This window comes from Streptomyces sp. NRRL WC-3618, from assembly GCF_001280005.1.
Classification (GTDB): domain Bacteria; phylum Actinomycetota; class Actinomycetes; order Streptomycetales; family Streptomycetaceae; genus Streptomyces.
Window position 1 is genome coordinate 1 of record NZ_LGDW01000086.1, and the last position, 13,505, is coordinate 13,505.

Consider the following 13,505-nt stretch of genomic DNA (forward strand, 5'->3'; position numbering starts at 1 on the left):
GCGTTGTGCGTGTTGAAGCAGTACCACGGACGCCCACGCAGACAGGCCCGGCAATTCCCGCACACAGCACGCCAGTTGAGGATCACGAAGTCACCGGGCACCACATCCGTCACCCCCGACCCCACCGACTCCACGACACCGGCCGCCTCATGGCCGAGCAGGAAGGGGAAGTCGTCATTGATCCCGCCCTGCTTGTAGTGCAGATCCGTGTGGCACACCCCGCAGGCCTGGATCTGGACCACGGCCTCGCCCGGACCGGGGTCCGGCACGACGATCGTCTCGACCCGCACCGGCTCGTTCCTGCCCGGTGCGATCACGCCGCGTACTTCCTGCGCCATGGTGCTGAACCCTTCCATCGGCCAATGTTCGGTTCCTCGCACCGACCCTATGCGCGACTGATCGGTAACGGCACGTCCATGGCGGAGCGGGGCCCGCAACACCCCCGGGGGTACCTCCGATGCGCGTTCACGGTGATCGCCGGGCTTGCCTCGCACCGCATGCCGCGCCCCTGTCCAGGCGGCCGACGCGGTGATGCGAGCACCGCCCTCCCACCCCTCACCCCTCGAACACACTCACGCCAGCGACAAGAACAGCTTCTCCAGCCGGGCCCGCATCTGCTCCTTGGACTCGCCGCTCCGCTCGGCCGCCTCCACGTCGCTCAGGCACTGCTGGAGTCCGGTCGCGATGATGGCGAAGCCCGCCCGGTCCAGGGCGCGCGAGGCGGCGGCGAGCTGGGTGACGACCTCCTCACAGTCGCGTCCCTCCTCGATCATCCTGATCACACCGGAGATCTGCCCCTGCGCCCGGCGCAACCGGTTCAGCACCGACTTGAGCTCAGCACCCTCGAACTGAAGTTCCACACCCATTCCTCTCCATACCCTTGGGGGTATTTTACCCTCCACCGAGGTCCACCCCACGAAAAGGATCCCCGTCACCCATGGCAGCTTCCCTCACCCTCGACACCGATCAGGCCCGTACCCGCCTGCCGCAGTTGACCGTCGTCGATGTCCGCACCCCGGGCGAGTACGCCTCCGGGCACCTGCCCGATGCCCTCAACATCCCCCTGGATCAGCTCCGCCGCGCGCTGCCCGCGCTCAAGGAGGCGGCGGACCACGGTGAACTGCTCGTCGTCTGCGCGTCCGGTGCCCGCTCCGAGTCGGCGCGCTCGGTCCTCGCCGACAACGGCGTCCCCGCTCTGACCCTGACCGGCGGCACCCAGGGCTGGCGGGAACGGGGCCTCGCGTTGCAACACCCCGCGACCGAGGCGCGCGCCGCCTGGTCCATGGAGCGCCAGGTGCGCTTCGCCGCCGGTGGCCTCGTCCTCGCGGGCCTGGGGCTGGGCCGCCTGCACCCCGCCCTGCGGCTGCTGTCCGCAGGTGTCGCGGGCGGCCTCGTGTTCTCGGCCGTCAGCGACACCTGCACCATGGCCCACCTGCTGGCCAAGCTGCCGCACAACCGGCCGCGGCCGGCCGACCTCGACGCCACCCTCGCCGCGCTCACGCGGCGGGCCCGGGAGCGCGCCGAGTCACCGACGTCCGCCGGACCGGCCGACGGCGTCACGGACATCAGCGCATGAATTCCCGGACGGCCCGGGCGAGTTCGGTCTCGTCCAGGCCGTCCGGGCCGCCGAGGGCGAGTAGCCGGTGGGGTACGTGGATCAGCGTGCCGGCGATGTGATGGGCCGAGGCGCCGCGAGGGCAGGGCTCCACCAACACCACGTCGGCGTGGTCGGCGGCGAGCACGGCGGTGCGCAGCGCGACCTCGTCGAAGGGGCGGACGACGGCCGTGTAGAGGACGGCGAGGTCCAGCCCGGCCGTGGCCCGCAGCACCGGGTCGAGCGTGGCGCCCACCGCGAGCACCACGCCGGCGGCTCCCTCCCGGACGAGTGCGAAGCCGTCGGTGGCGCCGGGGCGCGGTTCGGCGTTGGACTCGGCGGGCACATGGACGTACGCCTGCTCGCCGCGTGCCGTGGCGGCCAGTACGGCCTGCCGCACCTCCGCAGCGTGGCCGGGGACATACACGTTCCAGCCGGGACGGGCGGCGAACCCGGCGAGTTCCTCCGGGGCACCGAAGCCGATGAGGACCTTGGCATCCGGGCGGGCCTCCTCGCACCCCGGAAGCGGCAGGGCGTCGACGGCGGCGAGCAGCATGTCGGAAGGCACGGAATCCTCCTGAGTAAGAGCTTGATGCGGAGTTAGAATTTCATTAAATCATGATGCTGTTCCCCTCCCTCACCTCTAGTGGATCCCCTGAAATCCTCCCCTCCACGCCACATTGTTCAACCTTTAGCATCCACGAAAGAACGTGGTTGTCTCTTTACCCTGCCTAGGCGGTGAGCTGGCATTGACTCGTGTCGCACCGTGCTTTCCTTGGTCGCACTCAACAACGGTTGCACGGAAATGGTTGCACGGATCGGGAGGCAAACACCGATGGCCGAGATATCGAACGATCGCACAGCCCGTCCTTTTGTTCATCTGATCGCGGGGCCGACGGGAGCGGGGAAGAGCGCCGCGGCCAACGAGCTCGCCCGGGTCACCGGAGCCCCGGTCGTCGTCGCCGACCGGCTCCAGTGCTTCACGGACCTGGTGACCACCAGTGCCCGCGCAGGCGCCGAGGCCCGCGGTGTTCGGCGGTACTGGCTCGCCGACCGGACCGTCGCCGACGGCGACCTCGGCGCGGTCGCGGCTGCCGACTCTCTGGTCGGCCTGGTGGAACGGCTGGGCAGGCAGCACCGGTTCGTGATCGTCGAGGGCGGCTCGATCTCCCTGCTGAAGGCACTGGCCGAACGCCGCGCCACGCTGCCCTGGCAGCTGTCCGTACGGGTGCTGCCGCTGCCCGCGTACGGCGACTACGTCGAGGCGCTCACCCGCCGGGCACAGACGATGATCGCCCCGCCGACCCCCGACCCCAGCCTCCTGGAGGAGCTGGCCACACTCTGGGCGGATCCTCGACTGCGGCGTTTCGCGGCGTCCGTGAACGGCTTCGAGGCAGTCCTTGAGATCTGCGCGAAATATTCACTGGATGTAGAGACCATCCACAAGCAGGTGCCACCGGCTCCGGTACTGTCGCAGATGGCTTCTCTCATCGCCCTGCGGCATGCGGAGCACGGAATTCTACAGAGTTACGTGTTCACTGAAATTTTCGAGGAACAGATACCAGTACAGGTATCCGATCCTGGTGTGCTGGTGCGTGCCGCGTGAAGAAATTCACCGGCGTCATTTCCCCGCCATATTCCCTCGTTCCGTTCCCGGGGTTCACCGTCGAGGACACGGTTCGGGCCGCCGACGACTTCGGCCATATCGTCGGTTCACGGCCGCTGGGCGTCTTCGCACCCCCGTCCGTGGCCGCTCTGCGGGAATTCGTCGCGCTGGCCGGCCCCCAGGGTCTGCCGGTCACCGCCCGGGGCGGCGGGTACTCCGTCTACGGCCAGAGCCAGGCCGAGGGCGGGTACGTCGTCGACCTGGGCTCCCTCGACGAGGTGCGCTGCGCGCCGGCCGCCCGGACGCTGACCGCCGGAGCGGGCGCCCGCTGGAGCGAGGTCGTCCGGGCCGCCCTCGCCGAAGGGCTCACCCCGCCCGTGCTCCCCGACCATCTCGGCGGCAGCGTCGGCGGACTCCTGAGCACCGGGGGCCTGGGCGGCTCGAGTCACCGGTATGGCCTGGCCGCCGACCACGTACGGGAGTTGGACGTGGTCACCGGCGCCGGGGAGCTGGTGACCTGCTCGCGAGAGCGCCACCCGGACCTGTTCGACGCCGTACTGGCGGGCCTCGGCCAGTGCGCGCTGATCGTGCGCGCCACGCTCGACCTCGTTCCCGCGCCCACCCTGGTCCGCCGCTTCCGCCTCTACCACCACTCCCCGGGCACGTTCTTCGCCGACCAGCGGAGCCTGGCCCGCGACGACCGCTTCAGCCATGTGTGCGGGCAGGCGCGCCCCGCGCTCGGCGGCGCCTGGGACTACATGATCGAGGCGGTGGCCCCGTACACCGGTCAACTGCCCTACGAAGAACCCCTGTTGACCGACGGTCTGGAACACGACCGGGACACCGAGGAAATCGAGACCCTCAGTTACGGGGAGTTCCTGCGGCGCATGGACCGCGACGAGCGGATCCTGCGCACCACGGGCGAGTGGCAGCGCCCGCACCCCTGGCTGACGCTACTCCTCCCGGAGGAGGCCGCCCCCGGCTTCGTCCCGACGGCTTTGGCCGACCACGCGCAGAGCGGCCTGCGCGCCTGCGGAGTGGTCCAGCTGCGTCCGCTCACCTCCCGGGCCCTGCGCGCCCCGCTGCTGCGCAGGCCGCGCGGTGAACTCCTGTGCCTGCTCTCCCTGATGCGCACGGCGCCGCCGGGCGCTCCCGAGAACGTGCGGGAGGCGGTCGCCGCCAACCGCGCGCTGTACGAGCGGGCGCGCGAACTCGGCGGTGTCCTGTACCCGACCAGCGCGCTGCCGATGACCGGCGAGGACTGGCGGGCGCACTTCGGCCCCGCCTGGGAGACCCTCGCCCGCGCGAAGGACCGCTACGACCCGCACTCCGTCCTCACCCGGGGGTACGGACTGTGGGCGTGAACGCGGTCACCGTTTTCTGCGGCGCCTCCCCCGGGAACCGTCCCGGCCATCAGGAGACCGCCGCCGCGCTGGGCAGTGCCCTCGCCGAAGCGGGCCTGCGGCTCGTCTACGGCGGCGCCCGCACCGGCCTCATGGGCGCGCTCGCGGACGCCGCGCTGGAGGGCGGCGGCAAGGTGACGGGAGTCGTACCGCGCCGGATGCTGCCGTACGAGATCGCGCACACCGGTCTCAGTGAGCTGGAGGTGGTGGCGGACATCCACCAACGCAAGGCGCGTATGGCGGAGTTGGGCGACGCGTTCGTGGCGCTGCCGGGCGGGCTCGGTACGGCGGAGGAACTGCTGGAGGTGCTCTCCTGGGCGCAACTGCACATCCACCGCAAGCCGTGCCTGCTGCTCGACCCGTACGGCTTCTACCGTCCGCTGCTGGCCTTCCTGGAGCACGCACGGGACGAGGGTTTCCTGCATCCCGGGGATCTGGAGCGGATCGTCGTGTGCACCTCGGCCGAGGAGGTGATCGAGCATCTCACCGCTCCTGCAAGGCAGTTGCGGGTCGAGGCGGTGCCGGAGCGGTCAACCGCGCGAGTGCGGACAGCCACCCGTGGCCGGACCGCGTTCCTGTTCTCGGGCGCCGGGTCCCAGCAGCCGGGGATGGGGCGTGAACTCCACGGCGCCTTCCCGGTGTTCGCCGCTGCCCTGGAGGAGGTGTGTGCGGGGCTCGACCCCTATCTGGACGTGCCGCTGATGGACGTGATGTTCGCCGAGGCCGGCACGTTCACGGCCGCGCTGCTGGACCGTGTCACGTTCGGCGTGCCGGCTGTCTTCGCCCTCCAGGTCGCGCAGTACCGGCTGCTGGAGAGCTGGGGTGGGCGCCCCGACGTGCTGTTCGGGTACTCGGCCGGGATGCTTGCCGCCGCCCATGCCGCCGGGGTGTTCACCCTGGCGGACGCCTGCCATGCGGTGGGCACGCAGGCTCGGCTCGTCAGCACGCTGCCGAAGGGAGGCGCGATGGCAGCGGTCGAGGCATCCCCCGAGGAGCTGCGCCTCGGGCCCGGCGTGGTGCTCGCGGCGGTCAACGGGCCCCGGGCGGTGGTGGTTTCGGGCGACCGGGACGCGGTGGCGGCCGTACGGGAGGAGTGGGCGGGACGCGGACGGCGGACAGCGGCGCTACGCATCGACGGGGCCGGGCACTCGCCGCGCATGGACCCGATCCTCGACGAGTACCGCCGCGCCCTGGAGACGCTGGACCTGCGCGCCCCGGCCCTGCCTCTGGTCTGCGACATCACGGCGAAACCGGTCGGCACGGAGGCGGCCACGCCGGAGTTCTGGGTGCGCGAGCTGCGCGAACCGGTCCGATTCGCGGACGTGGTAGCCCTGTTGGCGCAGGACGAGGTGACCACGTATCTCGAACTCGGTCCGGGCGAGGTGCTGGCCGGTCTGCTCGACGGTCTTCTGCCGGGCGAGGGGACGCAACCCCTCGTCCTCGCGACGGCCCGGGACTGGCGGGCGCTCCAGCGGTAGGGCCGGTCCGGCGGATCAGGTCGCGGGCAGGCGACGGCGGCTGGTCGACGCCGGTGGGCGGGGCGTCGCACGTGCGGCCATGGGTCGGAGGACTGCCTCGACGCGATGGGGCGAGCGTGCCGTGCCCGGCGTCTGCGGCGTGGTCCGCCGGACAGGTCCTCGCCAAGGGCCGGGAGGACAGGGCGAGGGGACGAGAATCGACTCTCCTCTCCCCGCCCGCCGACGTAGGGTGAACGCCCCGCCCGTCTGCCTCTCGAGGAGCGCCGTGACCATCGCAGAGCCGAACGCCGGTCCGCCGCCCGCCTGGCGGCTGCTCCTCGGTTACGTACGGCCCCATCGGTGGACCCTCCTGGCGGGCGCCCTGCTGTCGCTGGCCACCGGTGCCGCCGGGCTGGCGCTGCCGCTGGTGGCGCGGGGGCTCATCGACGACCTGTCCCACGACCGGACGATCACCAAGGCGCTGCTGCTGATGTCGGCGCTCGTCGTCACCAACGCGGCGCTGGGCGCGCTGGGTTCGTACGTCCTGCGGCGCACCGCCGAGTCGGTCGTGCTGGGTGCCCGGCGGGCGCTGTCCTCCTATCTGCTGCGGCTGCGGATACCCGCCGTGGACCGGACCGACCCCGGCGACCTGATGGCCCGGGTCACCTCGGACACGACCCTGTTGCGCGAGGTCACGACCGACTCGCTGGTCGGCCTCGGCACCGGCGGCCTCACCCTGGTGGCGACGGTCGTGATGATGGGCCTGGTGGACCCGGTGCTGCTGGGCGTCACCCTCGCCGTGATCGTCGGGGCGGGGACCGTGCTCGGGGTGATCGTGCCGCGCATCAACAAGGCGAGCCGACGGGCGCAGGACGCGGTCGGTGTCATGGGCGCCTCGCTGGAACGGGTGCTGGGCGCGCTGCGCACGATCAAGGCGTCCGGCGCCGAGCACCGGGAGGAGCAGCGGCTGCACGAGGCGGCCGAGGAGTCGTGGCGGCAGAGCGTGAGCGCCGCCAAGTGGTCGGCCGCGGCGGGCAACACGGCCGGCCTGGCGATGCAGATCGCCTTCATCACGGTGCTCGCGGTGGGCGGCGCACGGGTCGCCACAGGGGCAGTCGAGGTCGGCACGCTGGTCGCGTTCCTCCTCTACGTCTTCTATCTGATGTCGCCGATCCAGCAGGTCGTCGGCGCGATCACCCAGTACCAGACGGGTGCCGCGGCCCTCACCCGCATCCAGGAGGCCCTCGCCCTGCCCGCCGAACCGGCCTCGGCCCACCCCGTGCCACTCCCGGCCGCCGACGCCGAACCGGCCACGCTCGCCTTCGAGGATGTCCGCTTCCGCTACGACGACGACCTTCCGTACGTGCACCACGGTGTGACGTTCGCCGTGCCGCCCCGGGGTATGACGGCGTTCGTCGGCCCTTCCGGTGCGGGCAAGACCACCGTGTTCTCGCTCATCGAACGGTTCTACGACCCCGAGTCCGGGGTCATCACGCTCGACGGCCGCGACGCCGCCGACTGGAACCTGACCGAACTCCGGTCCGCCATCGGCTATGTCGAGCAGGACGCGCCCGTACTGTCGGGCTCGCTGCGCGACAACCTGCTCCTCGGCAGTCCGGAGGCGGACGAGGACGACGTCACGCGCGTGGTGAAGACGACCCGGCTCGACGGTCTGGTGGCCCGGCTACCACGCGGTCTCGACACCCTGGTCGGGCATCGCGGCACCAAGCTGTCGGGCGGCGAGCGTCAACGGGTCGCCATCGCCCGCGCGTTGCTGCGCCGTCCACGGCTGCTCCTGCTGGACGAGGCGACCTCGCAGCTGGACGCGGTGAACGAGGCCGCGCTGCGCGACACGGTCGCGGATGTCGCCCGTACGACGACTGTTCTTGTCGTCGCACATCGGCTGTCGACGGTGACGATGGCGGACCGGATCGTGGTGATGGACGCGGGACGGGTGCGTGCGGTGGGCACGCACCGCGAGCTCGTCGCGGGGGACCCGCTGTACGCCGAGCTGGCGGCGACGCAGTTCCTGGCGACCACCGACTGAGCGAACTCGCGTCGAACGGTGGTCAGTTCTCCAGCCGGCGCAGCCGTTCCGTGTCGCAGGTGCGGGGGCAGGTGAAGCAGGCCTCGTCCGGGCGGATCGTGTAGTAGAGGCAGCAGCCGGCGCGGGTGCGGGTCGGGTGGCTGCGCCCCGACGTGTCGGTGAGGTGGCGGAATTCGGCGCCCCGGGGGTACGGGGAGACGGCGGAGGGCAGCAGTTCGGTGGCCGCGCGGACGGCGTCGTCCTCGCGGCCGAGGACCCGCCCGAGGTACCAGATCCCGGAGACGAGGTCGTCGGAGACCATGCCCCACAGGGCGCGCGATCCCCGGCGGGCGATGGGGCCGAGCGCGGTGAGCAGCGGGGCCATGTGGTCGGCGACGGCGGAACGCAACTCGGCGCGCAACGCCTCCTCGTTGGGGACCACGGTGACTCCGGGGAGGCCGACAGCGGGGTCGCCGGGGAGGCAGGACAGGCGGGTTCCCGGTGTGATCTTGTACACGCCGGTGATCAGGTCCAACGAGACGTCCTCGGGCCGGATACGCGGCACGCGCCGTTCCAGGTACCAGACGCCGCTCATCAGCAGGCCCACCGACCAGGCGTAGTCGTGAAGGGCGCGGGACGCGGCGACGTGAGGGCGGGCGGTGTGCCCGTAGCGCTCCTGGATCCGTGCCGCCTCGGCCTCGACGAAGACATCGACGGCTTCCTGACTGGCCGTCAATTCTATTGCCTTGAGCCCGACTTGAGTGACCGACACCCCCGGTTCCGCGACCTCCGCGGTGAGCACCTCGCAGATGCCGGCGAGACGCGTGTAGGCGCTGCCGAGTTCACGCTCGAGGGCGGCAGCGGTCGGCGGGCTCTCCAGGGTGACGCTCATCGCTCCTCCTGCACAGAGTGACCCAAGTGGCGGTTAGATAAGGCTTACCTTATCGACAAGATCGCAAGGTGGCTACCAGGCGCGCCCTCACGTGCCGACGATCAAGGACCGCGCACACCGCAACTCCCTCAGGCCCGATTGCAAGTGAGGCATGCCTAACCTAAGCTCACGGCTCGTGACTGTGACCCAACGGGGCGCCCCGACCGGTGTGCCCTTCCGCGCCCTGAAGCACGTCCCGATCCTGCTCACCGGGCTCGGGGCCCTGGCCCTGTGCGCTGCGCTGAGCCTCGCCCTCGGCGCGCGCTCGGTGCCCCTTTCGACGGTGGCCGACGCGCTGTTCGGCCACGCCCAGGGCAGAGACGCGCTCGTGGTCACCGGCCTTCGGTTGCCGCGTACCGTCATCGGGCTCGCGGTCGGCGCGGCGCTCGGGGTCGCCGGGGCCGTCGCCCAGGGCATCACCCGCAACCCGCTCGCGTCGCCGACCACCCTCGGCATCAACGCGGGTGCCGGGTTCGCGGTGGTGGTCGCCATCTTCGCGCTGAAGCTGAGCAGCCCGGTCGAGTACGTGTGGTTCGCCTTCGCGGGCGCCGCGGGCGCCGCCCTCCTGGCCCAGGCGCTGGCCCGCCGGGCGGGCGACATCGACCCGGTACGGCTCGCGCTCGGCGGCACCGTCCTCCAACTCGTCCTGCTGTCCTGGACGTCGGCGGTCATGCTCCTCAACCAGCGCACCCTGGACGAGGCCCGCTTCTGGCTGGCGGGCTCCCTCTCAGGACGCGACCTCGACACCCTCTGGCCGGTGCTGCCCACGCTGCTGCTCGGCCTGGTGATCGCGCACGCGGTCTCCCCCGCCCTCAACGCCCTAGCCCTGGGCGACGATTCGGCCCAGGCACTGGGCGTCCCGGTGGCCCGGATCCGCCTCGCGGGCGGCATCGCGGTCGTCCTGCTCGCCGGTTCGGCGGTCGCGGTGGCGGGCCCGATCGCGTTCATCGGCCTGGCGGCACCGCATCTCGTACGTCCCCTGCTGGGCGGCGACCACCGCCTCCTGGTCCCCGGCTGCCTGATCGCCGGCCCTCTGCTCCTGCTCTCGGCGGATGTCCTGGGCCGCCTGGTGATCCGCCCCTCGGAACTGGAGGTCGGCATCGTGACCGCGTTCCTGGGCGCCCCCCTCCTGGCGCTGCTGGCACGGAAGGTGGCCCGATGAGCACCGCGACGACCGACGCCCGTACAGCGGCCGGGCCCCGCGCCCGGACAGGCAACTGCCTCCCGGTGTACGCCGGTTGCGAGCACGTGGCTCCGACTGCGGCCACCTTCGCCGGACCGGCCTCGGTGGCACTCTCCCGTGCCGCGACCAGTACCCCCTTCGCCCACCCCACGACCACCACAGCATCCGTCCACGCACTCGTGTGCGCCGCGCACGGTCTCACCTCGTCCTCGTCCTCGTCCTCGCCCTCATCGGCCCGAAAGGCGGTCTCATGACCAGCGCCGCCCTTCTCGCGCGTACGACGTCCAGTGCCCATGCCCGGCTCCGCCGCCGCGTGCTGCTCCATGCCTGCGTCGGGCTCGTCGCCGTCTTCGTCCTGCTCACCGTCGCTCTGACGACCGGTGAGATGGGGATGCCGGCCGGTACCGCCCTGCGGGCGCTGGTCGGGGCCGGGGACTCCGGGGACGTCCTGGTGGTGCAGCAGTTCCGGGCGCCGCGCGCCTTCGCCGCGATCGTCGCGGGGGCCGGACTCGGTGTGGCCGGGTGCGTGCTCCAGCGGCTGTTCCGCAATCCGCTGGCCTCGCCCGACGTCATGGGCGTGACCGGCGGGGCGTCGCTCGGCGCGGTGTCGCTCCTCGCCGCCGGGACCTCGCAGACGCTGATCCCCCTGGGCGCGCTGGCCGGCGGGCTGCTGTCCGCCCTGCTGCTCGGCGTGTTCGCCTGGCGCTCGGGGGTCGCCGCGACCCGGCTGGTACTGACCGGGCTCGCCGTACAGGCCGGGCTCGCCGCCGCCGTGAACCTGCTTATCGTGCGCTTCCCGGCCGAGCTGGCCGGCTCCGCGCTCCAGTGGACCACCGGTTCGGTGTACGGGCGGACATGGACGGAGGTGTGGGGAGCGGGCGGCGCCATGGTGGCCGCGCTCGCCCTCACCCTCGTACTGCACCGGCGGCTCGCCGTGCTGGACCTCGGGGACGACTCGGCGGGCGCCCTCGGCCTCAGCACCTCCGCTGCCCGGCTCCAACTCCTCTTCGTCGCCGTCGCGTTGGCGTCGCTGGCCGCCGCGCTCGCCGGTCCGGTGACCTTCGTGGCGCTCGCCGTGCCGCACATCGTCCGCTTGGTCACCGGCCCGCCGACCGCCGTCTCCCTGGCGCTGGCCGGTCTCACCGGGGCCGTACTGCTGCTCGCCTCCGACCTGGTGGTCCAGCATCTGCTGCCCGTCGAGGGACTGCCCGTCGGGGCGGTCACCGCCACGCTCGGCGCGCCCTGGCTGCTGGTGCTGATGTTCCGTCAGAGCAAGCCCGTTCACAGGAGTCACGCATGAACGCCCGGCCGGACACCACCAACGAGCTGCGCGCCGAGTCTCTCGACCTGCGCTACGGCGAACGGCTCGTCATCGGCGGGCTCGACCTCACCCTGCCCGGCGGCGCCGTGACCGCCATCGTCGGCCCCAACGCGTGTGGTAAATCAACCCTGTTGAGGGGGCTGAGCCGATTGCTCGCACCCGCCGCAGGCACCGTCACCCTCGACGGCTCCGACATCCACCGGATGTCCGCGAAGGCGCTGGCCCTGCGGATGGGGCTGCTGCCGCAGCAGCCGGTCACCCCGGAGGCGATCACCGTCGAGGCGCTCGTCCGGCTCGGCCGCTATCCGCACCAACGGCTGCTGGCCCCCTGGTCCACGGCCGACCAGCGCGCCGTCGACGAGGCCCTGGAGCGCACCGGCACGACCGGGCTGCGCGACCAGCCCGTCGACCGGCTCTCCGGCGGTCAGCGCCAACGCGCCTGGATAGCCCTGGCGTTGGCCCAGGACACCGAACTGCTCCTGCTCGACGAACCGACCACCTTCCTCGACCTGAGGCACCAGATCGACGTACTCGACCTGGTCGCCGACCTGCACGCCGACGCGGGCCGCACCGTGGTGATGGTGCTGCACGACCTCGGACAGGCCGCCCGCTACGCGGACCACATGGTGGTCCTCAAGGACGGCCGCCTCGCCGCCGCCGGCCCACCCGCCGCCGTGCTCGACGCGGAGCTGGTCAAGTCCGTGTTCGACGTGGACTGCCGGGTCATCCCCGATCCGGAGACCGGCACCCCGCTGGTCATCCCCAAGGGCAGCGCGGTGCGGCACACCGCCGCGACCGCCTGACACACCCGTCACCGACCCCCACCGCCGCAATCGACAAAAGGATCTGTCCCCTCATGCGCAACGCCCTTTCCCTGCCCGGAATGAGCCGGTTCGGCCGTCTCGGGCGCCTCATGGCCCTGCTTCTCGCCGTCGTCCTCGGCACCGCGGTGCTCGCCGCCTGCGGCAGCGGCAGTTCCGACGACAAGGCCAAGGGCACGGACACGGCGGCCAAGGCCGGCGCCGACACCGCCGGATTCCCGCGCACCCTCAAGACCGTCATGGGCGACGTGAAGATCCCCGCCAAGCCGAAGCGGGTCGTCGTGCTCGACACCGGCGAGCTGGACGACGTCACCCTGCTCGGCGTCGACCCGGTCGGCGCGGTCGCCCCGCACTTCAAGTCCGAGGGTGGCTTCCCGACGTACCTGAAGGGCGAGTTGAGCGGCACGAAGGACGTCGGTCCGCTGCTGGAGCCGAACCTCGAGCTGATCGCCTCGCTCAAGCCCGACCTGATCCTGTCCTCGAAGGTCCGCCACGAGGCCGTCTACAGCAAGCTCAGCGCGATCGCGCCGACCGTCTTCACGGCGACCACCGGCGGTGTCTGGAAGCAGAACCTGAAGGTGCACGCCGAGGCCCTCGGCCTGGAGACCGAGGCCGCCGCCAAGCTCAAGGAGTACGAGACGCGGGCCATGGCCCTCGGTGAGGCCATCAAGGCGAAGGACAAGGGCACCATGCCGACCGCGTCCGTCGTCCGCTTCATCGCCGGTCCGACCCGCCTCTACCAGTCCAACTCCTACAGCGGTGTCGTCCTCGGCGACATCGGCCTGGTCCGCCCGAAGTCTCAGGTCTCGACCGACCCCGAGGTCACGATGAAGGACGTCAGCCCGGAGCAGATCGACCAGGCCGACGCCGATCTGATCTTCGCCACCGCCGCCGACACCGAGGACAAGACGCAGAAGCAGCAGGTCGTCACCAACCCGGTCTGGAAGAGCCTGCCCGCCGTCAAGAACGGCAAGGTCTTCGAGGTCCCGGACGAGATCTGGATGTCCGGCATCGGCGTCCAGGCCGCCGAGCAGATGCTCGCCGACGTGGCCAAGGCCACCGGGGTGGAGCTCCCCAAGAAGTAACTCCCGCCGTACGGGAGCGGGGCGCGCCCTTCTGCACGCGCCCCGCCCCCGGGCCCCTCGCGACGAGGGCCCCAATCC

General features: G+C 71.6%; 14 protein-coding genes. 10 read left to right on the plus strand and 4 right to left on the minus strand.

The genetic code is table 11. The features are described from left to right. Both ADL01_RS11500 and ADL01_RS11505 read right to left on the minus strand, forming a co-directional pair. Positions 1-338 (minus strand): alcohol dehydrogenase catalytic domain-containing protein (locus ADL01_RS11500; protein WP_159049500.1); only part of this gene is annotated, 338 nt, incomplete at its 3' end. 234 nt (positions 339-572) lie between these two features. Continuing rightward, positions 573-860 (minus strand): metal-sensitive transcriptional regulator, encoded by a 288-nt coding sequence (locus tag ADL01_RS11505; RefSeq protein ID WP_053741857.1) that lies wholly within the window; start codon positions 858-860, stop codon positions 573-575. Between the two features lie 77 nt (positions 861-937). Between ADL01_RS11505 and ADL01_RS11510 the strand changes: the two genes are divergently transcribed. Then, positions 938-1,576, plus strand: coding sequence for a rhodanese-like domain-containing protein (locus ADL01_RS11510; protein WP_053741848.1), 639 nt, complete (start codon positions 938-940; stop codon positions 1,574-1,576). Here the strand turns inward: ADL01_RS11510 and ADL01_RS11515 are convergent. After that, the gene (locus tag ADL01_RS11515) at positions 1,566-2,162 is read right to left on the minus strand and encodes a hypothetical protein (protein ID WP_053741849.1); all 597 of its coding nucleotides are present in this window, start codon (positions 2,160-2,162) and stop codon (positions 1,566-1,568) included. The genes ADL01_RS11510 and ADL01_RS11515 overlap by 11 nt on opposite strands. A gap of 267 nt (positions 2,163-2,429) precedes the next feature. Between ADL01_RS11515 and ADL01_RS11520 the strand changes: the two genes are divergently transcribed. The 4 genes from ADL01_RS11520 (at position 2,430) to ADL01_RS11535 (ending at position 8,107) form a co-directional block, all read left to right on the plus strand. Continuing rightward, on the plus strand, positions 2,430-3,200 hold the full coding sequence (locus tag ADL01_RS11520; RefSeq protein WP_053741850.1) for an isopentenyl transferase family protein: 771 nt from the start codon (positions 2,430-2,432) through the stop codon (positions 3,198-3,200). After that, positions 3,197-4,564, plus strand: a complete 1,368-nt coding sequence (locus ADL01_RS11525; RefSeq protein ID WP_053741851.1) for an FAD-binding protein — start codon at positions 3,197-3,199, stop codon at positions 4,562-4,564. Before ADL01_RS11520 ends, ADL01_RS11525 begins: the two co-directional genes overlap by 4 nt. Next, positions 4,561-6,081 (plus strand): TIGR00730 family Rossman fold protein, encoded by a 1,521-nt coding sequence (locus ADL01_RS11530; RefSeq protein WP_234354591.1) that lies wholly within the window; start codon positions 4,561-4,563, stop codon positions 6,079-6,081. The genes ADL01_RS11525 and ADL01_RS11530 overlap by 4 nt, the downstream gene beginning before the upstream one ends. A gap of 265 nt (positions 6,082-6,346) precedes the next feature. Next, on the plus strand, positions 6,347-8,107 hold the full coding sequence (locus ADL01_RS11535) for an ABC transporter ATP-binding protein (protein WP_053741853.1): 1,761 nt from the start codon (positions 6,347-6,349) through the stop codon (positions 8,105-8,107). 22 nt (positions 8,108-8,129) lie between these two features. Here the strand turns inward: ADL01_RS11535 and ADL01_RS11540 are convergent, their stop codons facing one another. Continuing rightward, positions 8,130-8,978, minus strand: a complete 849-nt coding sequence (locus ADL01_RS11540; protein ID WP_053741854.1) for a (2Fe-2S)-binding protein — start codon at positions 8,976-8,978, stop codon at positions 8,130-8,132. A gap of 208 nt (positions 8,979-9,186) precedes the next feature. Between ADL01_RS11540 and ADL01_RS11545 the strand changes: the two genes are divergently transcribed. From ADL01_RS11545 to ADL01_RS11560, 5 genes are read left to right on the plus strand one after another with little or no spacing between them, the layout of a single operon-like run. Then, complete coding sequence (locus ADL01_RS11545) at positions 9,187-10,179, plus strand: FecCD family ABC transporter permease (RefSeq protein WP_053741858.1); 993 nt, start codon at positions 9,187-9,189, stop codon at positions 10,177-10,179. Further along, complete coding sequence (locus ADL01_RS44635) at positions 10,176-10,454, plus strand: hypothetical protein (RefSeq protein ID WP_159049499.1); 279 nt, start codon at positions 10,176-10,178, stop codon at positions 10,452-10,454. Before ADL01_RS11545 ends, ADL01_RS44635 begins: the two co-directional genes overlap by 4 nt. Further along, entirely contained in the window at positions 10,451-11,500 is a 1,050-nt protein-coding gene (locus ADL01_RS11550) for a FecCD family ABC transporter permease (protein WP_053741859.1), read from the plus strand. The genes ADL01_RS44635 and ADL01_RS11550 overlap by 4 nt, the downstream gene beginning before the upstream one ends. Further along, positions 11,497-12,324, plus strand: coding sequence for an ABC transporter ATP-binding protein (locus tag ADL01_RS11555; protein WP_053741855.1), 828 nt, complete (start codon positions 11,497-11,499; stop codon positions 12,322-12,324). Before ADL01_RS11550 ends, ADL01_RS11555 begins: the two co-directional genes overlap by 4 nt. A 53-nt stretch (positions 12,325-12,377) precedes the next feature. Continuing rightward, on the plus strand, positions 12,378-13,427 hold the full coding sequence (locus ADL01_RS11560) for an ABC transporter substrate-binding protein (protein WP_053741856.1): 1,050 nt from the start codon (positions 12,378-12,380) through the stop codon (positions 13,425-13,427). The last annotated feature ends 78 nt before the right edge of the window (positions 13,428-13,505 follow it).